Origin of the sequence: Bradyrhizobium sp. URHA0013 (genome assembly GCF_000518345.1) — a bacterium.
Taxonomy (GTDB): domain Bacteria; phylum Pseudomonadota; class Alphaproteobacteria; order Rhizobiales; family Xanthobacteraceae; genus Bradyrhizobium.
Genome location: NZ_KI912426.1, coordinates 1,464,596 through 1,485,518, shown reverse-complemented (window position 1 = coordinate 1,485,518; position 20,923 = coordinate 1,464,596). Strand labels below are relative to the sequence as shown.

The window sequence follows — 20,923 nt, the reverse complement described above, 5'->3', positions numbered from 1 at the left end:
TCACTCCAGATTCTGGACCTGCTCGCGGAACTGCTCGACCACGTTCTTCATGGCGAGCCCCGTATTGGTCAGCTCGATGTCGTTCGACTTCGAGCAACAGGTGTTGACCTCGCGGTGAAACTCCTGCGCCAGGAAGTCGAGCTTGCGTCCGACCGGGCCGCCCTTGCCGATCAGCTCGCGCGCCTGCGCGATGTGCGAGGCGATGCGGTCGAGCTCCTCGCGGATGTCGGCCCTGGTCGCAATCAGGATCGCTTCCTGCATCAGGCGGTCGGAATCGAAACGGTCGGAGGTGTCGAGGAGGCTCGCGATCTGCTCGGCGAGCCTCGACTTGATCGCCTCGGGCTTGCGGCCGGGCGCGGCCTCCGCCTTCTTCGCCAGCTGCTCGACCTCGTCGACGCGCTGTATCAGGATCTGCCCGAGCGAGGTCCCCTCGCGCTTGCGCATCTCGACGAGTTCGGCGAGCGCCTTGTCGAAGGCGTCCGCGGCGGCGGCGCGCGCGGCCTTGTCTTCTTCCTCGTCGCCCTCGGGCTCGGCAACCTCAATGACACCCTTGATGGCCAAAAGCCCGTCGACGCTCGGCGCGACCGCGTCGACCTTGCCGGCGATCACGGCGGCGGCCTTGAGGACGGCGTTGAGCACGTCCTCGTTGACGCGGACGCTGGTGGCCGCATTGGCGCGTTTGACGGTCAGATTGGCGTAGACGGTGCCTCGCGAGAGCAACTCGGCGGCCCGCTTCTTGGCATGAGCCTCGAGCTCGTCGAATCCCTGCGGCAGCCGCACCCGCAAGTCAAAGCCCTTGGCGTTGACCGACTTCAATTCCCATTCGAACGTATACGGCCCGCTCGCGCCGTGGCTTCGGGCAAAGCCGGTCATGGACGACAACGCCATCAGGTCAATTTCTCCAGAAGCACGGGATTCGCGCGGCCATCAAGCCACGCGAATCTTAAGACTATTTTGCAGGAAAGTGTAATCCGCAAAGTCCCGCGGGGGCAGGTCTGCGCGCAGGCCTAGCGCTGCACCACCGGGGGCGAGGCCTGCACCGCGCCTTGGCGGGCCGGCGGCGGACCCGCGGGGCGAGCGGCCGGCGGCTTTTTCTGCTGGTTGGGGCGCGCCGGCGTGGTCGCCGTCGGCGTATCGGCGGCACCGGGCGCGGCGGCGGCCGGCGCGTCCTCAGCCGGCTCGACCGTGTCGTTCTGGATCTGCTTTTCCATCGCGCGCAGCTTGGCGACGTTCTTCTGGTGCGCGTCGTAGGTCTCGGTGAAGGAATGCCCGCCGGTGCCGTCCGCGACGAAATAGAGGTCACGGGTGCGGGCCGGGTTGGCGGCAGCCTCGAGCGAAGCGCGGCCGGGGTTTGAGATCGGGCCCGGCGGCAGACCCTCGATGACATAGGTGTTGTAGGGCGAGGGCTGCGTGATCTCGCTGCGCTTGATCGGTCGGCCGAGCGTGCCCTTGCCGCCGACGAGACCATAGATGATCGTGGGATCGGACTGCAGCTTGATCCTCTGCTTCAGGCGATTGACGAACACCGCGGCGACGCGGCTGCGCTCGTCCGGCTTGCCGGTCTCTTTCTCGACGATCGAGGCCAGCGTCACCAATTGCTCCGGACTCTTGACCGGAATGTCCTGATTGCGGCGCTCCCAGATCTCGGTCAGCACTCGCTTGTGCGCCTGCTGCATGCGCTGGATCACCTGATCGCGCGGGGTGCCGCGCGGGAACTTGTAGGTCTCGGGCAGCAGCGTGCCTTCGCGCGGCAGCTCACGCACGCTGCCGGTGAAGATGTCGTTGTCGGACAGGCGCGCCACGATCTGCTCGGAGGTCAGGCCCTCCGGGATCGTCACGGCATGCTGCACCACCTTGCCCTCGACGATGGTGGCAATGACGTCGCGCAAGGACGCGTTCTTCTGGAACGAGTATTCACCGGGCTTGAGGTCCGAGCTCGCCTTCAACGCAGCGACGCTGGCAATGAACGCCCACGGATTGACGTCGGTCACGCCTTCCCGGTTCAACGTCTCGGCGATGTCGCGCTTGCCGGCCCGCTGCGGGATGTTGACGATCTTGTCTTCCTTCAGCGGTCCCGGCGCCTCGAGCACCTGTCGGCCGTAATAGTACACGCCGCCCGCACCGATCATCGCAATCAGCAGCAGGGTGATGATGGCGTTGCCGACGATCACGAAGGGATTACGCGCGCGGTCCGATCGCTTCGGCGGCGGCGGGACCTGCTCGGGCTCGAGCGCTGCCCGCGGACTCCGGGGCGAAATGGGCGGCCTTTCACTCATCGAAGTAACCTGAATCCTGCCGGTTCAAATGCGACCCGACAATCGCTTGTCTGGCCAAGTACACGCGCCCACTTGTATGACTATCGCCGAATACGGCAAAACGGTGGATTCGTCGCAAACACAAACTATTGGACCGGACGCCGGAAGATCACCGACGCGTTGGTACCGCCAAAACCGAAAGAATTCGACAACGCGACGTTGACCTCGCGCTGCTTCGCCTTGTGCGGCACGAGATCGATCGCAGTCTCGACCGACGGATTGTCCAGGTTGATGGTCGGCGGCACGACATTATCGCGAATCGCGAGAATGGCGAAGATCGCCTCGATCGCGCCGGCCGCACCCAGGAGATGACCGGTCGACGACTTGGTCGAGGACATCGCGACCTTGGAAGCGGCATTGCCGAGCAGACGTTCGACTGCACCGAGCTCGATCTCGTCCCCGAGCGGCGTCGAGGTGCCGTGCGCATTGATGTAGTCGAGATCGGAAGCGGTGAGACCGGCGCGCTTGAGCGCAGCCGCCATGCTGCGGAAGCCGCCGTCGCCGTCGGGTGACGGCGAGGTGATGTGATAGGCATCGCCTGAGAGACCGTAGCCGATCACCTCGGCATAGATCTTCGCGCCGCGGCGCTTGGCGTGTTCGAGCTCTTCCAGGACCAGAACGCCGGCGCCCTCGCCCATCACGAAGCCGTCCCGGTCCTTGTCGTAGGGACGCGAGGCCTTCTCAGGCGTTTCGTTGAAGGCTGTCGAGAGCGCACGCGCGGCGTTGAAGCCGGCAATGCCGATGCGGCCGATCGGCGATTCCGCGCCGCCGGCAACCATGACGTCGGCATCCCCGAGCGCGATCAGACGGGCAGCGTCGCCGACCGCGTGAGCGCCGGTCGAGCAGGCCGTGACCACCGAATGGTTCGGCCCTTTCAGCCCATGCTTGATCGAGACATAGCCTGAGGCGAGATTGATCAGGCGGCCCGGAATGAAGAACGGCGAGACCCGGCGCGGCCCGCGTTCCTTCAGCAGGACCGCGGTTTCAGCGATGCCGTTGAGGCCGCCGATGCCGGACCCAATCATGGTGCCGGTGGCGCATTTGTCCTCTTCGGTCTCGGGATGCCAGTTGGCATCGTCGAGCGCCTGGCCGGCTGCGGCCATGCCGAAGATGATGAAGTCGTCGACCTTGCGCTGGTCCTTCGGCTCCATCCAGATGTCGGGATTGAAAGTGTCGTTGGTGCCGTCGCCGCGCACGACCGTGCAGCCGATCTTGGTCTGAAGATCGGAGACGTCGAAGCTCTCGATTTTGCGTGCGCCACTTTGGCCGTCGAGGATGCGTTTCCAGGTCGGCTCGACACCGCAGCCGAGTGGCGAAACCATGCCAAGACCCGTGACGACAACCCGCCTCATATCCGAAAACTCCGCATCGAAACATTCACGGCCAATAACAAGAAACCGGCTGACCGCTGTTGGGCGGTCCGTCCGGTTTCAATGTTGTCCCCGCGAAAATGAAGAGCCTTAGCTCTTCGCGTTCTTCTCGAGAAACTTGGTGGCGTCGCCGACGGTGAGAATCGTTTCCGCGGCATCGTCCGGAATCTCGCAACCGAATTCCTCTTCGAACGCCATCACCAGCTCGACGGTGTCCAGACTGTCGGCGCCGAGGTCGTCGATGAAGCTCGCAGCATCGACAACCTTCTCGGGTTCAACACCAAGGTGTTCGACCACGATCTTCTTAACCCGCTCGCCAATCTCACTCATTGCATAACCTCGTGTTGTTCCCTGTAGACCCGACCCCCCGGGACGATACGAGCCGTCGTGGTCGTTGACTGCCTTCGCTTACGAACTTTGATTTGGCCCCATCCTAACCGATGCAGGCCCGGCGAATGACGGCCAAGGCTCCGCATCGCCAATATACAGGGTTTCAAAAACCTGCAATGGCGTTCTTTGCCCATCCGTTGAAGGTCCGGTTATCATACTTCAATTGCGTTGACTACAAGCCTCATTTCGCTCCGGAAACGGCCGTTTGCCGCATTCCGCGCCGCCAGGGGGCGGTGCGGCATGGAGCGTCAGATCATGGCCATGCCGCCGTTGACGTGGATGGTTTGGCCGGTGACATAGGCCGCTTCGTTCGAACTCAGGTAGACGGCGGCCGCCGCGATGTCCTCGGGCGTGCCCAGGCGATTGGCCGGAACCTTGGTCAGAATCGTTTCGCGCTGCTTGTCGTTGAGCGCATCGGTCATCGGCGTCTTGATGAAGCCGGGAGCGATACAATTCGCGGTGACCCCGCGCTTGGCGTATTCGGCACCCAACGTCTTGATCATGCCGATCAGGCCCGCCTTCGACGCGGTATAATTGCCCTGCCCCGGGTTGCCGGTGACGCCGACCACCGAGGTGATGGCGATGATGCGGCCGAAGCGCTTGCGCATCATCAATTTGGTGGCCGCTCGGGCAAGCCGGAAGGTCGAAGTCAAATTGATGTTGATGACCTCCTCCCAGTCCTCGTCACGGAGCTGCACGAAGAGATTGTCGCGCGTGATGCCGGCATTGGCGACGAGGATGTCGACCTGTCCCATCGCCGCCTCCGCAGCGGGCACCAGCGCCTCGACCTCGTCGGCCTTGGAGAGATTGCAGGGCAGCACATGGGTGCGCTCGCCGAGCTTGCCGGCAAGCTCATCCAGCACTTCCTTGCGCGTCCCCGATATCGCGACGGTGGCGCCCTGCGCGTGCAGCGCCTGTGCGATCGCGCCGCCGATGCCGCCGGTTGCGCCGGTGACGAGCGCCTTTTTGCCAGTCAGATCGAACATCGATAACTCCTCCAAAGCATGATCCGGAAAAATGCGCAGCGGTTTTCCGAAAGGATCGTGCGTCAACTAAAGAACTCAAGCGCGACGACGAATCATCCCGCCTCAGGCCTGCTTCGCAGCGGCCAATGCATCCTTGGCGGCAGCAATGTCGTTGGGACCACCGACCGCGACGCCAACGGCACCGTCCGCAATACGCTTGACGAGACCGGTCAGCACCTTGCCGGCACCGATCTCGAAGAAACGGGTGACGCCCTGCCCCGCCATATAGGCCACCGACTCGCGCCAGCGCACGGTGCCCGTGACCTGCTCGACCAAGCGGCGGCGGATCTCGTCGGGATCGGTGATCGCGCTCGCCAGCACGTTCGACACCAGCGGGGCCGCCGGCGCCTTGATCGTGACCTTGGCCAGCGCCTCCGCCATCGCGTCGGCAGCCGGCTGCATCAGCTTGCAATGGAACGGTGCGGACACCGGCAGCAACATTGCGCGCTTGGCGCCCTTGGTTTTGGCGATCTCGACGGCGCGATCGACCGCGGCCTTGTCGCCGGAGACGACCACTTGCCCGCCGCCATTGTCATTGGCTGCCTGGCAGACCTGCCCCTGCGCGGCCTCGTCCGCCACCGCCACGGCTGCCTCGTAGTCCAGGCCGAGCAGAGCGGCCATCGCACCGACGCCGACCGGCACGGCTTTTTGCATTGCGAGACCGCGGATGCGAAGCAGCCGCGCGGTGTCGGAAATCGTCAGGCTGCCGGCCGCGGCCAGCGCCGAATATTCACCGAGCGAGTGGCCGGCGACGAAGGCCGCATCCCGCTCCACGGAAAACCCGGCTTCGGCCTCCAGCACGCGCAGGGTGGCGACAGACACCGCCATCAGGGCCGGCTGGGCGTTTTGAGTGAGCTGGAGGGTTTCGGCCGGACCATCCCAGATGGTCGCCGTCAGCTTCTCCCCCAGCGCGGTATCGACCTCGTCGAACACGGCGCGCGCCACCGGAAAGGCATCCGCCAGCGCCTTGCCCATGCCGACCGCCTGGGAACCCTGCCCCGGAAATGTGAATGCAGCCGTCATCGGCGCTCCCTGCTTGTCGGGCGTGATCTCTGCGAGAACCGGCAGCCGATTACGCACGGCCGTAGGCCATGGTTCCGGATCATGCTCCAAAGGGGGCCGTAGACACTGTCCGGGGCTGGAATGTCAAGCCAAGATAGGAACTTCGATCAGCCTTCAACTGATGAGACGGCTCCCTAAAATCCGCCGGCCGTCTGGTTGGCGTCGACCTCGGACCCCGCTTGCGCGCGGCGCGCGCTGTTGACCAGTTGCCCCGGGCGGTCATCGCGGTTCGGCTTCGCGGTCGCAAGCCGCAGCACGGCAGCGTAACTCGGCTGCACCTCCATGCGGCCCGCATGCCGGCTCTGGCTCAGCAGGCGATGCACCTTGGGCAGATTGTAGCAGGGCACATAGAACAAGAGATGATGTTCGAGGTGGTAGTTCACGTAATACGGCGCGATGAACAGACGCTCGAGCAAATTGGCGTAGGTGGTGCGGGTATTGCGCAAGGGATCGCTGCTGTCGGGCACGACCGCGTGCTCGGCGATGTTGCGGATACGGGTGATCACCATCATCCAGGTCAGGAGCGGCACCAGCCATAGCAGCGGATAGGCCCACCACACGCCGGCCGCCGTGAGCGCTGCGAACATCGCGCCATTGACCAGACATTGCGGGCCGAGCTGCTCCCAAAAATGCGCCGCGCGCTGTCGCAACGGCCAGTCCTTCGGCCCCAGCGCATTGAGCAACTGCGCCTTGCGCTGCTGGTAGCCGGTCTGCCCTGTGAGGTCGCGAATGAACTTGCGGCGATAGCTCAGCTTCGTGATCGGAAATGGCGCCGACAGCACGAGATCGGGATCGTCCTCCTGCTGCGTGCGCGCATGATGCTGAAGGTGATAGCGCCGATAGCTGCGCGTCTCCGCAAACAGAGGATAGGCGCAGAACCACTGGCTCATGGTCAGATTGGTTTTCTCGTCGGCGGACAGGCAGCCATGCGCGCCGTCATGCATGAGGATCGCGAGCCCGAGCTGGCGTGAGCCGATGATGGCGACGGCGAAGAGATAAGTGATCGGATTGGGCCACCACGCGACCAAGGCGATTGCCGCGATGATAAGCGCCCAGGCGTGCGCGATCAGCGCGACGCCTTTCCAGGTCACGCGCTGGCGCACGTCGGCAAGTTGGTCGTCGGTCAGGAAATCGCGGGCACGCATGCGAAGCGCAGTCATGGCCTAACTCTCCTCGTTCGAATTGCTCGATGCGTCGCGCGCGTCGACAAGGCGCAGGCGCGTCGTGTCACTATTGAATTTCGCCTGTTCACCCAGCACGCGCAGCATCTCGGCGCACAGCGCCTCGGGCGAACGGCCCATCGCGTAGCCCTCGAGGATGACGCCGATGGCGACGGCCCAGAACCGCCGCGAACTCTCATCGGGCGCGCGCAGGGAGCGCCAGCCGTGCCGCGCGACCTGGCTCGCATAGGCTCGCGCACCCTCACTGTGCAGGCGCACGATGGTGCGCTCGACCAGCGGCGCGAGATCCTGGCGCCGCCGCGTCAGCGTCAGCGCCTCGGCGAAGAAGGTCACCGAATCGCTCGCCGTGACGGTCTCGGCCAGCGCGTGGGTATAGTCCCGCGGCGTGCGCGCCTTCAGCGCCGCCTGCTCGGTCGCTCGCGCCAGGTACAGCAGCTCGCGGCAGGCGCATTCGACGAACAGCGCCTCCTTGGTGCGGAAGTAATAGGTGATCTGGCTCGGGAACGCGTTCGCAGCGGCTGCGATGTCGGTGATCGCCGTACCCGACAGCCCCCGCTCCCGAAACAGCGGGCTCGCGGCATCCAGCAGCAGCGAGCGCATTTTGCGGCCGGCCGACCGCGTGGCGCGGGCGGCGTGTTTGGGATCGCCTGCCGCCTCGAGCGGCTCCTGGGCTGACTTTTCTGCCATTGGGGTTCGCTCCCGTCAGCTTTGTTTGTATGATATACAAACAAACAAATCAAGCCGGTATGGTGGACCGCGGTGGATCCAGCCGCCCGCATCGGGACCATCCGCGCCAAAACGCCGCCTGCAACCTTGCCAGAAACCTTGCCAAGTCAGCCGAAATCCGTATAACGCGCCCATCCGCAGACCCCGGCCGGGAGCTGAACGGACGGTCTCAGCAAATCATTCGTGATTTTGGTGTGGCAGGGCCAGTCGGCCCGTCGTCCCGTGTTTCCGCCTTCTGAGCTTAATCCCAGAGTCCTTTCCGAAGGCCTCTTAAGGGCTTGACGCCGGGCGATGCGCCAACATGAGGAAAGGACTTCCATGGCTCTCTATGAGCATGTTTTTCTCGCGCGCCAAGACGCGAGCACGCAGCAGGTCGAAGAGCTGACTGCGCAGATGACCGGCATCGTCGAAGGTCTCGGCGGCAAGGTTACCAAGACCGAGAATTGGGGCGTACGCTCCCTCACCTACCGCATGAACAAGAACCGCAAGGCGCATTTCGTGCTGCTCAACATCGACGCACCGTCCGCGGCGATCGCCGAGATCGAGCGCCAGGAGCGCATCAGCGAAGACGTGATCCGCTATCTCAGCGTCCGCGTCGAGGAGCTCGAGGAAGGCCCGTCCGCGATGATGCGCAAGGCCGACCGTGACCGCGAGCGTGACGACCGTGGCGGCGGATTCCGTGGCGATCGCGAAGGCGGTGGCTTCCGTGGCGACCGCGAGGGTGGTTTCCGTGGTGGCGATCGTGAAGGTGGCGGCTTCCGCGGTGACCGCGGTCCGCGCCGTCCGCGCGAAGACGCTGAAACCACCACGACCACCACCACCACGACGGATGGGGAGTAAGAACAATGGCTGAAGCTGGTGCACGCCGCCCGTTTTTCCGTCGCCGCAAGAGCTGCCCGTTCACGGGCGCGAATGCTCCGAAGATCGACTACAAGGACTCCAAGCTGCTGATGCGTTACGTCTCCGAGCGCGGCAAGATCGTGCCGAGCCGCATCACCGCGGTGTCCGCGAAGAAGCAGCGTGAGCTTGCCCGCGCCATCAAGCGCGCGCGGTTCTTGGGCCTGCTGCCCTACGTCATTCGCTAAGACGAATTCGGCCGGCGGCGACATCGCCGCCGGCCGAGCTACCTAGTTTCTCATAAGGCTTCCGGGTCGTCCGGTCGCCGATGGTTGGGGCGAGATGCCTCTAACCGCTCGAAGGGAGCGGGACAGCTGATGATGGCCTTTGGACTGATAGCCTTGATCGCCGGCGCTGCGTCGGCCCTGATGTTCGCCTCGATCGCTTCGGGCGCGCTGATCTCGCTCGTCCTGTTCTATCTCGCACCGCTGCCGCTGATGGTCGCTTCGATCGGCTGGGGACCGCTTTGCGCGAGCCTCGGCGGCATCGCCGCCGCGGTTGGCCTCGGCGCGCTGTTCGGCCTGCCCTACTGCATTGCCTTCGCCGTCACCGTCGCATTGCCGGCCTGGTGGCTCGGCCATCTCGTCCTGCTCAGCCGGCAGGTCGGACCCGCCGCGCCGAAGCCCGCCGCCGAGCCGCCCACTGAGCCAGTGCTCGAGTGGTATCCGGTCGGCCGCATCCTGCTGTGGATCGCGGGCTTCGCCACACTGACCACGCTCGCCGCCCTGCTCACGCTCGGCACCGACGCCGAGACCATCACCGGCACGCTGCGCCGTGGCCTGATGCGCCTCCTCCGCGCCGCCGACCCGCAGACCTCCGGCGAGACCGACCAATTCGTCGACGCACTGGTGCGGATCGTGCCGGCCGCCGCCACCATCGTCGCGATGATGACGCTGACCCTCAACCTCTGGCTCAGCACCAAGGTGACGGCGACGTCGGGCCGGCTGCGACGCCCCTGGCCGGACCTGATGACGGCGGAGCTGCCGCCGATGACGCTCGTGGCGCTCTGCATCGCGCTCGCCTTCTGCTTCACCGGCGGACTGCTTGCGATCGTGGCGCAGATCGCGGCGGCGGCGCTGATGATGGGATATGCGCTGACCGGCTTTGCCGTGCTGCACACGCTGACGCTGGCGCTGAAGAGCCGCACCTTCTGGCTCGGCTCGACCTACGCCGTCGTGGTCGTGTTCGGATGGCCCGTCATGGGGATGGTGATCCTCGGCCTCGCGGATGCCGTGTTCGGCCTCCGCGAACGCTTCCTTCGTACGCGCCAACCACCGCCGCTGCCGAACTCTTGAGTTCAAATCCGAAAGTTCAAGTTCGAAATTCCAACTCACTCAACACATCAAAGGAGAACGAATATGGAAGTCATTTTGCTGGAACGCGTCAACAAGCTCGGTCACATGGGCGAAGTCGTGAAGGTTCGCGACGGCTATGCCCGCAATTTCCTGCTCAAGCGCGGCAAGGCGCTGCGCGCCACCGCCGACAACCGTGCCAAGTACGACGGCATGAAGGCCGAGCTCGAGGCTCGCAACCTTGAGTCCAAGGGCGAGGCGTCCAAGATCGCCGAGAAGATCCAGGGCAAGAACATCATCGTGATCCGTCAGGCTTCGGAAGCCGGCCAGCTGTTCGGCTCGGTCAACGTGCGCGACATCGTCGTGGCGTTCGAAGCCGACGGTGTTTCACTGTCCCGCCCGCAGGTTCAGCTCGACGCGCCGATCAAGACCATCGGCAAGCACACCATCACGGTCGCCATCCACCCCGAGGTCGAGATCGAGATCAGTGTCACCGTGGCGCGCAGCCAGGACGAGGCCGAGCGCATCAACCGCGGCGAGGACATCTCGAGCCGGAACGAAGACCGGGATGCTGCGGCCGAAGCGATCGCAGCTGCCGGCGAGTTCTTCGACCCGGAAGCCCAGCAGGACGACGCCGAGCCGGCGCCGGCTGCGGAAGAGACCGAGAAGTAAGCCTCGCATTCGCGCAAGGCTTTCGAAGCCCGGTCGCCTCAGGCGGCCGGGCTTTTCGTTTTGGCGCCAACGTCCTCGCTCAGCATCGCGATCGACGCGAGTGTGGTTGCCGGTTGCTTCTCGATGCCGTCGGTGACGCAGAAAGCGTCGGCTGCGACCACGGAGACCTGACGCCCCGGCTTGATCACCCTCGCCCGGCAGATCAGCTTCTTGCCAGCCGTGGGCGACAACAGATTGAGCTTGTATTGGGCGTCAACGCCGGCTGGCCGCGCGAGATCGCGGCTGCGATCGATCGAGTTGCGGTCAAGACGACGAAGGCCGCGCGAGCGCGCGGCCTTCGCATGTCGAAATATATGGTCGTTTATCGCGAAATCGGCGGCGTCGGCGGACTGGGCGATTCGGCGGGCGGCGGTGGAGCCGCAGCGGTTGCGGGCGGCGCGGGCTCCTGCGACTTCGCTGGCGGTTCGGCCCTCGCGGCGGGCTTGGGGGCGGCGTCTTCCGCCGCCTTGGGCGCAGCTGGCTCGGCGGGCTTCGCGGCGGACGGTGCCGCCGGCGTCACCTGCGGCACTGGATCGGGCCGCAACGCCGGAGCCTCGCTGCCGCGCGGCTCAACCTTGGCACTTTCCGGCTTGGCCTCGGCGGGCTTCTCGGATGGCTTGCTGCCTTCAGATTTGCTGCCTTCGGATTTAGCCTCGCCGGAATCCCCCTTCGCAGTTTCGGGCTTTGTCTCGGGCTTGGATTCGACCTTCGGCTCGCTCTCCTTGTCGTCTGCCGTGGGCGCCGCGGCATCGACCTTCGGTGCCTCATCACTTCCCGGCTTGCCACGCTTGCCGAGACGCTTGGCCTTGCGCCCTTCGGGAGCAGCCTGCTCCTCGGGCTTCGCGCCTTCCTTCGTTCCTTCTTCGGCCGGCCGCGCGGCGCGTTTCTGACGCGCGCCCTCGACCGCGGGAGCGGCACCCTCGCCTTCCGGCTTGGCGGACTCCTGGGAACGTTGCCGGCGGCCCTGACGTTCGGGGGACTGCGCGGGATTCGTATTGGCCTCCTTGTCCTTGTCCTTGTCCTTGGCGCCGTCCTTCTTGTCCTTGCCGTCCTTGGCCTGGTAGCGGGTGTCGGTGGCTCCGTTGGAGACGAGATAGGAGGCGAGCACGCCGGCCATGTCGGAGCTGGTCGTGTAATGCTGGCGCAGGAAGCCCGGCAGCGAGCCCGGCGCCACCGTTTTCAACAGGCCGCGCGGGCTCTTGTGACATGCATTGCAGGTCTGCGCGAAAAGCTGGGATGGGGCCTTGCCGGCCTCGAGGTTCGTCGCCTGCGCGAGAACGGTATCGGTCGCGCCGAAGCCCATCAGAAGCAAGATCGTCGCGAGGCTGAGCGCTCGGCTCGACATTCCCATCATCTCCATTGAATTCCGAGAGGTGCAGCCGGCAGGCGGCGCCGCGGCGGGTCACCTTTTATCCGATTGAGCCGCGAATGGAAGCAGCCTCCGCGCGCAAGGATGTGATTACGCGGTTTGGGAATATCCGCTTTGAGCACAGCGCAATAGCGGGCCCGGGACACCTCCCTAGATCTAGATGCAAACGCATAGGAACCGCCGAGATGCCCGGGCGTAGGGTGTGAAAGGCCGGGTTAGTCGCATCTCTTCGGGTCCGCTCGAGAGGATGGGTGCCGATGGATCGATTGCTGCGTCAATTTCTGTCTCAATTCATCCGCCGCGGGTCGATGACGGTGACCACGGCGAAGGGCGCGAAGTTCACCGTCGGCGACGGCTCGGGCGAACCGGTCGCAGTCCGCTTCGTCACCGTGGACGCAGAACGAAGGATCCTCGTCAATCCCGAGCTCGGGCTTGGCGAGGCCTACATGGACGGCGAGTTCGTCGTCGAGCACGGCACCGTAGCTGATGCCCTCGCGATCCTGCTCGATCAACCCGACCTATTGCCGCACTGGGCAAAACCCTGGTGGCACCTGCGCTATCTGGTGCGGCACCTGAAGCAGTTCAATCCGCGCCCGCGCTCCCGCAGCAACGTCGCACACCATTACGATCTCGATGCAAGGCTCTATTCGCTCTTTCTCGACGCCGACAAGCAATACAGCTGCGCCTATTTCGAGACGCCGGAGAGCACGCTCGACGATGCGCAGCTCGCCAAGAAACGGCACGTCGCCGCAAAGCTGCTCGTCAAGGGCGGCCAGCGCGTCCTCGACATCGGCTCGGGTTGGGGCGGACTTGGGCTCTATCTCGCCGAGATCGCAGGTGCTGACGTCACTGGCGTCACGTTATCGAAGGAGCAGTTGCAGATCGCCAATGCGCGCGCAGCCGAAAAGGGCCTGACCAGATCCGCCAAATTCCTGCTTCAGGACTATCGCGACATCGCCGGCCCGTTCGACCGCATCGTCTCAGTCGGCATGTTGGAGCATGTCGGCGCGCGCTTCTACGACACCTACTTCCAGCGCTGCGCCGAGCTGCTGGACAAGGACGGCGTCATGTTGTTGCACTCGATCGGCCGTTCGCAGGGCCCGGACTCCACCAATCCGTGGATCGCCAAATACATATTTCCCGGCGGCTACATCCCTGCTCTCTCGGAGGTGCTGCCGGCGATGGAGCGGGCCGGCCTGCTGATCTGCGACATCGAGATACTGCGCCTTCATTACGCCGAAACGCTGAAGGCATGGCGCGAGCGCTTCATGGCGCGGCGCGAAGAAGCCGTGCAGCTGTATGACGAGCGCTTCGCGCTGATGTGGGAATTTTACCTGGCAGCCAGCGAGATGACGTTCCGCAAGCAGGATATGATGAACTTCCAGATTCAACTCACCCGGCGTCAGGGCGTCGTGCCGATGACGCGCAACTACATCTCGCGTGAAGAAGCCCGGCTGCGAGCCGTCGAAGCCGGCGCCAAGCCGAGACTGAAGCTGGCTGGTGAATAAGTCCTAGTGGCGCAGGGTCGAAATCGGAGCGGACCGGAAAGAGGCCGTTAAGGCCAATTGCATCCGCAGTGCCTTCAGGATTTCGGGGGCCACCGGTTCCCGACGCACTTCAGGCCGCTCAGCATGCTCCATGGCCGCGATCAGCCCCGACAGCCAATGTCGGCTGCCTGCTTCGCTTCGCCAATTCCGGGGCTGCCGTTCTGGCCGCATCGCTTGCCTCGTTCCCTGGTGGCAGACCGGGAGACAACCCCCCGCCCGCTTGCCTGTTCCGGCTGTACCCCCGAAAGAATCCGGGGAGATGTGATCTGCTTCACATAAGTCTCGTCGGCCCTGGCTTAGACCGTCGCCATGAGCAAAGAGACCCAAACCTCATTCGACGTGCAGGACGACCTCCGCACCGATTACGCCCTGATCGCTACCGGCGTCGGGGCGGCTCTGGTTGCACTGGTTTACCTCCTGCTGGTCTGAACCGAGCCGAAAGCGCCCAGCGTGCGTCATTTCGCGCGCGTCTCGATACGTCTGCCCGCCAACCCATTAGGTTCACTTCAACGAGCGTTTTCCGTGGCGCGGTAGCGACGGCTTTCAGGTCCCGGCATGGTTCCAGGAAAATCCGTCAAGCGCGGCGCGGGCTGCGGCGGCCAATCATCCACCATTTTAATGATCGGTTGATAGCGGCGAGCTTTTGCTTCCGCTTTGGTCTGAGGCGGCGCTTTATCCCGGCCCCGCATCCGCCCCAGAAAATTGCTATCGCTCGACCATGGCCCTGACTGATTCGAACGTTCTCAAACTCGCGCCCGAAGCCGGAACTCCCGCTTATCGGAGCGCGCCGCATAATATCGAGGCGGAACAGAGCCTGCTGGGCGCGATCCTGGTCAACAACGACGCGTTTTACCGCGTCTCCGACTTCCTGGAGCCGAAGCATTACTTCGAGCCGCTGCACCAGACCATCTTCGAGACCGCCTCGAGCCTGATCCGGATGGGCAAGATCGCGACGCCCGTCACGTTGAAGACCTTCCTGCCCGCCGACACCGACATCGGCGGCATGACCATCGGGCAATATCTGGCGCGCCTCGCCGCCGAAGCGACCACGATCATCAATGCGCAGGATTATGGGCGCACCATCTACGATCTGGCATTGCGACGCGACCTGATCGGCATCGGCGAGGACATGGTCAATGTCGCCTATGACGCCCCGGTCGACTTCGCGCCGCGGGCGCAGATCGAGGACGCCGAGCGCCGTCTCTACGAACTCGCCGAATCCGGCCGCTACGACGGCGGCTTCCAGAAATTCTCGCAGGCGCTGACGCTTGCGGTCGATCTGGCCGCGAAAGCGTTCCAGCGCGACGGAAAGCTGTCGGGCATCTCGACCGGCCTGCGCGACCTCGACACCAAGATGGGCGGGTTGCAGCACTCCGACCTCATCATCGTCGCCGGCCGTCCCGGCATGGGCAAGACCTCGCTTGCAACCAACATCGCCTACAACGTCGCCCGCGCCTACGTTCCAGAACTCCAGGCCGACGGCACCATGAAGGCCGCCCATGGCGGCGTCATCGGCTTCTTCTCCTGCGAAATGTCGGCCGACCAGCTCGCCACGCGTATCGTGGCCGAGCGCACCGGCATCCCCTCCTCCTCGATCCGCCGCGGCGGCATCTCGGAGGCCGATTTCGAGAAGATCCGCGAGGTCTCGATCGAGCTGCAGTCGTTGCCCTTCTATGTCGACGAGACCGGCGGTCTCTCCATTGCGCAGCTGATGGCGCGCGCCCGCCGGCTGAAGCGGCAGAAGGGCCTCGACCTCATCGTCATCGACTACATCCAGCTCTTGTCGGGTTCGGGCAAGCGCAGCGAAAACCGCGTGCAGGAAATCACCGAGATCACGACCAGCCTGAAAGCGCTCGCCAAGGAACTCAGCGTGCCCGTGATTGCGCTCTCGCAGCTCTCGCGCCAGGTCGAGTCGCGTGACGACAAGCGGCCGCAGCTCTCGGATTTGCGCGAATCGGGCTCGATCGAGCAGGATGCCGACGTCGTGCTGTTCGTCTACCGCGAGGAATATTACCTCGGAAACAAGGAGCCGCGCCCGGGCACACCCGAGCACGAAAAATGGCGCCTGGACATGGATCTTGCGCATGGCAAGGCCGAAGTCATCATCGGCAAGCAGCGCCACGGCCCGACCGGCACCGTCGATGTGGCCTTCGAAGCATCGATCACACGGTTCGGCGACCTTGCGCCGGACAGCCAGGTGCCGGACCGCAGCGGCAACGACTACTGAGTTCCCTGGGTTGAACCTGACCGGCCTCTTGCGTAAAACGGCGCCATGACAATGGCGTCCGACCCGAAAATGATCCCGCAATCCGGCCTTCTCTCCGCGGAGGCCAATCAGGCTGCCGCGCTCGCGACCTTCGGTGGCGTGCTCACCGTCGATCTCGACGCCATCATCGCCAATTGGCGCAAGCTCGAGAAGACGGCGGTGCCTGCCGAATGCTCGGCGGTGATCAAGGCGGACGCCTATGGCTGCGGCGCCGAGCAGGTCGCGCGTGCCCTGAACAAGGCCGGCTGCAAGACCTTCTTCGTCGCTACCATCGAGGAAGCGCGCAAGGTGCGCGCGGCGGTGCCGGAGCCTGCGATCTACGTGCTCGGCGGCTATTTCCAGAACACCGGCGAGCATTACGCCCAGATCAACTGCCGCCCCGTGATCGGCGATCTCAACGAGCTCGCCGAATGGGACGTGTTCTGCCGCCGCACCAGCTGGACCGGTGGCGCCGCCATCCACATCGACACCGGCATGAATCGGCTCGGCCTGACGCTTGCGGAAGCACAGGCCATCATCCCCCGCATCAACGCCGGCGATCACGGCATCACGCTGGTGATGAGCCATCTGGTTTCGGCCGAGCAGCTCAACAGCCCGGTGAACGCCAAGCAACTCGCGGCCTTCCGCGGCATCGCCAGCGAATTCTCCGGCGTGCCGGCGGCGCTCGCCAATTCGTCCGGCGTCTTCCTCGGCGCGCCCTTCCAGTTCGACATGGTGCGGCCGGGCGCCGCACTCTACGGCGTCAACCCGACGCCGGAGGCCGACAATCCGATGCAGCCGGTGGTCGATCTCAAGGCCCGCATCGTGCAGATCCGCAATATCGAGCGCGGCGAGAGCGTCGGCTATGGCGGCACCTGGACCGCACGGCGGCCGACGAAACTCGCGATCATGGCGGTCGGCTATGCCGACGGCTATTTCCGCGCCGCAAGCTCCAACGACGGCACCCGCGGCGCTGAGGTCATCGTCGCCGGCAAGCGCTGTCCGGTCGCCGGCCGCGTCTCGATGGATCTGATCGCGATCGATATCACCGATCTGCCGCCGAACGCGGCGCGGCGCGGCCACATGGTGACGCTGCTCGGCGAGGGCATTACCGTCGACGAGCTCGCGCATCATTTCGGAACGATCGGCTACGAGGTGCTGACCAGCCTCGGCCGCCGCTACGCCCGCATCTACAAGGGCGGGAACGTGGTGGAGCCGCTGGCCAAGCCGGCTCCAGCGCAAGCGGTCGAGCAGCAGACGGCCGCTCCGCCGCCCGTCGAGCAGCCCGCTAGCCCGCCGCCGCTGCCGGGCTGAGCAGCGCGCCGCTTACTTCTTTTTCCTGCTGTCCAGCGCCGTCTTGCAGGTTGCGCTGAGCTTGTCGCGCTTGGCGTTGAGGCAGGCGACGATGCCGCCGCCCGGCGCAATGCCGGCGCAGAATTTGTCATAGTCCGCCTTGCACGCGCCGCGCGGATCGGATGATTGTGCCGAGACGCCCCCGGAGAACGCAACGGCGACGGCGATAACGGCAAAGCTCAACTTGGACATTGTTTCTCCGGTAACGGAAGGCAGGAGCCGATAGCTCTACATGAAGATCGCGACCTTCAACATCAACAACATCAATCGCCGCCTGCCCAATCTGTTGGCATGGATGCGAACGGCGAAGCCCGACGTCGTCGCACTTCAGGAGTTGAAGGCAAGTGATGGCGAATTTCCGGCGGCCGCGATCGAAAAGGCCGGTTACGGCGCAGTGTGGTGTGGACAGAAGACCTGGAACGGCGTCGCCATCCTGGCCCGCAATGCCGAGCCCGTTCTCACCCGCGATCGCTTGCCGGGAAAGCCCGGCGATCACGAAGCCCGCTACATCGAGGCCGCGGTACGCGGTGTCATCGTCACCAGCATCTACCTGCCGAACGGCAATCCGCAGCCGGGACCGAAATTCGACTACAAACTCGACTGGTTCGCGCGGCTCAAGCGCCACGCCAAAACGTTGATCAAGCAGGATCTGCCCGTGGTGCTCGCCGGCGACTACAACGTTGCGCCTGATGAGATCGACATCTATCCGACGCGTTCGTGGGACAAGGATGCCTTGATCCAGCCGAAGAGCCGTGCGGCCTTTGCCTCGCTGGTGGCACAAGGCTGGTGTGACGCGATCCGCGAACTGCACCCGGAAAAGCGCATCTACACCTTCTGGGATTACAAGCGAAACCGCTGGCCGCGTGATGCGGGCCTGCGGCTCGACCATCTCCTGCTCAGCCCTGCCCTCGCCTCACGCCTGGCAAAAGCCGGCGTGGACAAGAAGGTTCGCGGCGAGGAAGGCGCGAGCGATCACGCACCGGCCTGGGTCGTGCTGCGCTAGGTCAGCGCCCGTAATATTCCTGCACCGTGTCCCACGCTGCTTTTTGCAGCAGCTCCACCGTCGGTGCGTCCAGTCCCATCGTGTAGGAATTGCCGACCGACGAGCGGCCCGTCAGCGCGGCGAACGTCACGCAGGTCGCCAGATACGTGCCTGCGGGGCTCGGGTGCCGCTTGTCCGGCGCATACAGATTGAGCTCGGGCTGCAGCTTGCGCACGCGCGCGAAGGCGAGACCTGCGGGGATCACCAGCGCATCATTGGCGTTGCCTGCGATCGTGTAGGCCTCGGCCAACGCTTCCGTCATCTCAGGCTTGTCGGCGTAGGCCCAGGACATGAACAGGACCGGCCGCATGCCATGCGTGCGGACGATCTCGCTGTCCTTCTTCACGAAGGTCGCGAACGCGTCCTTCAATTGCGGATGGATTGGGCACTGGCTGCAATCCATCATCACGACGGCGTCGTACTGCCTGCCCGGCTTGTTGAAGACGACGTTGTTCTGCTCGTCGAACGAATAGGCGCCGAGGCCGCCCGGCCGCAGCAGATTATCCATGTCGTGCCAATCGAGGCCGGAGCCGCCGATCGTCGCCATGGTGTTGCGATAGGCCGCCTTGTTTTCGGGATACGCAGCCCGCTCCATGAAGGAGAGATGCCCGGGCATGCCGTTGTTGTAGTAGAAGAAGCTGTTGCCGACGAACAGCGCGGCCTTGGGGAAATCCGGTCCTGATGTCCTGACCTTGGGTTTGGTCTGCGCCTGCGCATTGAAGCCGGCTACAACGGCCAGACACATCGCGAGCATCACTCGCGCGAAAAGACGCATCATTGGCTTCCTCCCCTTTTCTGTCGGGCGGAAACAGATCAGCTTTTCAAGAGTGCCTCAAGAGCACGGACGAGCAGCAGACATGCGTGAGAGCGCATGCTCACCACAGATTCTTGCCGTCGATCATGGTCACCGGCACGGCCTCGAGATCGAACTCGTCAAACAGGCGCGCGTTGACGCCGACCTTGGGATTGTCGAAATCGGGCTTGCCGGTCGACCAGTCGGGCGACTCCGAATAGGTACCGCAGCCGCAGCTTGCGCAGAAATGGTGTTTGACCGTGCGGCTGCCCCAGAGATAGGTCGCGACGTTCTCCGCGGGCGACAGCAGCCGAAACTGCGCCGGCGTGTAATAGGCCCACAACGCGCCGCGCTTGGCGCAGAGCGAGCAGGTGCAGCGGGTCACGCTCGAGGGCGCCTCCGTCACCTCGAACACCGTCTCACCGCAATGACAGCTTCCCTCGATCGGCATGACCCGCTCTCCATTTTGTCAGGAGATGGTCGTAGCCGGACCCTGCTGCCAACATGCTGTCAGCAGCGCGCAGCCGGCCTTGACCGGTGTGCTGCGAACCCCGACTTGCCGCGCCAACTCGACAAAAACATGAAAAACAACCCCGTGCACAGTAGCCGACCGCTGGGGAATCAATGGGTTACGCATGCTCCGAACCGGGCAAAATACCGGCGGGATGTCTCCGGAAGCAGTCATCGCCCACTGGACAGTGAACAGGAGAGATCGCCCACGAGCGACCTCTCCTTCGCATTCAGCGCAGTGACGGCGATCAGCCTTTTTGAACGGCGGCCACGGCCTTGCGTATGACGTCGATCACCACGCCAGGCTGGGACAGCATTGGGACGTGACTGCTCGCGACCTCGGTCACTGTCGCTCCCATGCGCTTCGAGACCCAACGTTGCAGATCGGGATGCACAGTGTGGTCTTTCGTGGCCAGCACGTACCAGCTTGGCTTCGATCTCCACGCGACCTTGTCCGCGCTGAGCTTTTGCTGCTGGAACAGGTCGTAGACGGGCGCATAATGTGTGGCCCAAACCAGCTTCTGGTCTGCCTCGGAGAGGTCACCTGCGAAGAACTCGGTGCCGCTCGGAAGCATCCAGGCACGCCCATCCGCCACCTCGACGCGAGAGAAAATGTCCGACGGATATTTGTCGAGCTGATCCTGTACGGTTTCGCCGGCATCCGGAGCCACCGCCGCAATGTACACCAGCCCAACCACGCGCTCATCCGTGCCTGCGCCTGTAATCGTTGCCCCGCCGTAAGAATGACCGACGAGGAGGACGGGGCTGCCGACACGATTGAGCGTGCGCTTAACCGTCGCCAGATCCTCCTCGTAAGAGTCCAAACCATATTGAACGGCAATCACCTCGTGCCCATCGGCCTGCAATGCAGGGATGACCTTACTGAAGCACGAGCCATCGGCCCAAATGCCGTGGCAGAAAACGATCGTTGGTTTGCCGTTCATGGGAACTTGCCTTCCTGATCACAATTGAAGAGCGACAGGATAGCGAGGCGGTAAGGCGCGTCTTCCGGAATGGCACGGGTAGGTGTGGTCTTTTGAAAATAGCTCGATTGGGCGACTTGACTTGCCTCCTTGTCCTCCGTTGCAGGAGGAG

21 protein-coding genes and 1 pseudogene are annotated in these 20,923 nt (G+C 64.3%); 8 read left to right on the top strand and 14 right to left on the bottom strand.

Annotated features, from left to right (window positions below; translation table 11 throughout):
- From N551_RS0127575 to N551_RS0127540, 8 genes are all read right to left on the bottom strand, one after another.
- Nucleotides 1-888, bottom strand: coding sequence for a YicC/YloC family endoribonuclease (locus tag N551_RS0127575; RefSeq protein ID WP_027569668.1), 888 nt, complete (start codon nucleotides 886-888; stop codon nucleotides 1-3).
- 119 nt (nucleotides 889-1,007) lie between these two features.
- Nucleotides 1,008-2,276: an endolytic transglycosylase MltG gene (gene mltG / locus N551_RS0127570; RefSeq protein ID WP_027569667.1), complete on the bottom strand. Its 1,269-nt coding sequence runs from the start codon at nucleotides 2,274-2,276 to the stop codon at nucleotides 1,008-1,010.
- 125 nt (nucleotides 2,277-2,401) lie between these two features.
- Nucleotides 2,402-3,667, bottom strand: a complete 1,266-nt coding sequence (gene fabF / locus N551_RS0127565; protein WP_027569666.1) for a beta-ketoacyl-ACP synthase II — start codon at nucleotides 3,665-3,667, stop codon at nucleotides 2,402-2,404.
- Between the two features lie 108 nt (nucleotides 3,668-3,775).
- Nucleotides 3,776-4,015 (bottom strand): acyl carrier protein, encoded by a 240-nt coding sequence (locus N551_RS0127560; protein WP_006020277.1) that lies wholly within the window; start codon nucleotides 4,013-4,015, stop codon nucleotides 3,776-3,778.
- 308 nt (nucleotides 4,016-4,323) lie between these two features.
- A complete protein-coding gene (gene fabG, locus N551_RS0127555) occupies nucleotides 4,324-5,061 on the bottom strand; it encodes a 3-oxoacyl-[acyl-carrier-protein] reductase (RefSeq protein ID WP_007592006.1) in 738 nt (245 codons plus the stop codon).
- A gap of 102 nt (nucleotides 5,062-5,163) precedes the next feature.
- Nucleotides 5,164-6,123, bottom strand: a complete 960-nt coding sequence (gene fabD, locus N551_RS0127550) for an ACP S-malonyltransferase (RefSeq protein ID WP_027569665.1) — start codon at nucleotides 6,121-6,123, stop codon at nucleotides 5,164-5,166.
- A 173-nt stretch (nucleotides 6,124-6,296) separates the two neighbouring features.
- Entirely contained in the window at nucleotides 6,297-7,322 is a 1,026-nt protein-coding gene (locus N551_RS0127545) for a fatty acid desaturase family protein (RefSeq protein ID WP_027569664.1), read from the bottom strand.
- A gap of 3 nt (nucleotides 7,323-7,325) precedes the next feature.
- Nucleotides 7,326-8,030, bottom strand: coding sequence for a TetR/AcrR family transcriptional regulator C-terminal domain-containing protein (locus N551_RS0127540; RefSeq protein ID WP_027569663.1), 705 nt, complete (start codon nucleotides 8,028-8,030; stop codon nucleotides 7,326-7,328).
- Between the two features lie 357 nt (nucleotides 8,031-8,387).
- On the opposite strand from N551_RS0127540, the gene rpsF reads away from it, so the two are divergent.
- The 4 genes from rpsF (at nucleotide 8,388) to rplI (ending at nucleotide 10,930) form a co-directional block, all read left to right on the top strand.
- Nucleotides 8,388-8,909 carry a 30S ribosomal protein S6 gene (gene rpsF, locus N551_RS0127535; protein ID WP_027569662.1) on the top strand — a complete coding sequence of 174 codons (522 nt, stop codon included), beginning with the start codon at nucleotides 8,388-8,390 and terminating at the stop codon, nucleotides 8,907-8,909.
- A gap of 5 nt (nucleotides 8,910-8,914) precedes the next feature.
- Nucleotides 8,915-9,154: a 30S ribosomal protein S18 gene (gene rpsR / locus N551_RS0127530; RefSeq protein WP_007592020.1), complete on the top strand. Its 240-nt coding sequence runs from the start codon at nucleotides 8,915-8,917 to the stop codon at nucleotides 9,152-9,154.
- Between the two features lie 129 nt (nucleotides 9,155-9,283).
- The gene (locus N551_RS0127525) at nucleotides 9,284-10,261 is read left to right on the top strand and encodes a DUF2232 domain-containing protein (RefSeq protein WP_027569661.1); all 978 of its coding nucleotides are present in this window, start codon (nucleotides 9,284-9,286) and stop codon (nucleotides 10,259-10,261) included.
- Between the two features lie 63 nt (nucleotides 10,262-10,324).
- On the top strand, nucleotides 10,325-10,930 hold the full coding sequence (gene rplI, locus N551_RS0127520; protein ID WP_027569660.1) for a 50S ribosomal protein L9: 606 nt from the start codon (nucleotides 10,325-10,327) through the stop codon (nucleotides 10,928-10,930).
- A 38-nt stretch (nucleotides 10,931-10,968) separates the two neighbouring features.
- Here rplI and N551_RS36345 read toward each other — a convergent pair.
- Nucleotides 10,969-11,249, bottom strand: a pseudogene (locus N551_RS36345) (acyl-CoA thioesterase domain-containing protein); the annotation flags it as partial.
- Between the two features lie 42 nt (nucleotides 11,250-11,291).
- Nucleotides 11,292-12,314, bottom strand: a complete 1,023-nt coding sequence (locus tag N551_RS0127510) for a hypothetical protein (RefSeq protein WP_027569659.1) — start codon at nucleotides 12,312-12,314, stop codon at nucleotides 11,292-11,294.
- A 281-nt stretch (nucleotides 12,315-12,595) separates the two neighbouring features.
- Between N551_RS0127510 and N551_RS0127505 the strand changes: the two genes are divergently transcribed.
- From N551_RS0127505 to alr, 3 genes are all read left to right on the top strand, one after another.
- A complete protein-coding gene (locus N551_RS0127505) occupies nucleotides 12,596-13,846 on the top strand; it encodes a cyclopropane-fatty-acyl-phospholipid synthase family protein (RefSeq protein WP_027569658.1) in 1,251 nt (416 codons plus the stop codon).
- 757 nt (nucleotides 13,847-14,603) lie between these two features.
- A complete protein-coding gene (locus N551_RS0127495; RefSeq protein ID WP_027569657.1) occupies nucleotides 14,604-16,112 on the top strand; it encodes a replicative DNA helicase in 1,509 nt (502 codons plus the stop codon).
- A 51-nt stretch (nucleotides 16,113-16,163) separates the two neighbouring features.
- On the top strand, nucleotides 16,164-17,444 hold the full coding sequence (alr, locus tag N551_RS0127490) for an alanine racemase (protein ID WP_027569656.1): 1,281 nt from the start codon (nucleotides 16,164-16,166) through the stop codon (nucleotides 17,442-17,444).
- A gap of 12 nt (nucleotides 17,445-17,456) precedes the next feature.
- On the opposite strand, the gene N551_RS0127485 is transcribed toward alr, so the two are convergent.
- On the bottom strand, nucleotides 17,457-17,675 hold the full coding sequence (locus N551_RS0127485) for a hypothetical protein (protein ID WP_027517508.1): 219 nt from the start codon (nucleotides 17,673-17,675) through the stop codon (nucleotides 17,457-17,459).
- A 40-nt stretch (nucleotides 17,676-17,715) separates the two neighbouring features.
- Here N551_RS0127485 and N551_RS0127480 point away from each other — a divergent pair, with 40 nt between their 5' ends.
- Nucleotides 17,716-18,486 (top strand): exodeoxyribonuclease III, encoded by a 771-nt coding sequence (locus N551_RS0127480; protein WP_027569655.1) that lies wholly within the window; start codon nucleotides 17,716-17,718, stop codon nucleotides 18,484-18,486.
- A 1-nt stretch (nucleotide 18,487) separates the two neighbouring features.
- On the opposite strand, the gene N551_RS0127475 is transcribed toward N551_RS0127480, so the two are convergent.
- The 3 genes from N551_RS0127475 to N551_RS0127465 all read right to left on the bottom strand — a co-directional run bounded on the left by N551_RS0127475 (nucleotide 18,488) and on the right by N551_RS0127465 (nucleotide 20,772).
- Nucleotides 18,488-19,303 carry a hypothetical protein gene (locus tag N551_RS0127475; protein ID WP_027569654.1) on the bottom strand — a complete coding sequence of 272 codons (816 nt, stop codon included), beginning with the start codon at nucleotides 19,301-19,303 and terminating at the stop codon, nucleotides 18,488-18,490.
- A gap of 97 nt (nucleotides 19,304-19,400) precedes the next feature.
- Complete coding sequence (locus N551_RS0127470; protein WP_027569653.1) at nucleotides 19,401-19,769, bottom strand: GFA family protein; 369 nt, start codon at nucleotides 19,767-19,769, stop codon at nucleotides 19,401-19,403.
- A gap of 307 nt (nucleotides 19,770-20,076) precedes the next feature.
- Nucleotides 20,077-20,772, bottom strand: coding sequence for an alpha/beta fold hydrolase (locus N551_RS0127465; protein ID WP_027569652.1), 696 nt, complete (start codon nucleotides 20,770-20,772; stop codon nucleotides 20,077-20,079).
- Between the last annotated feature and the right edge of the window lie 151 nt (nucleotides 20,773-20,923).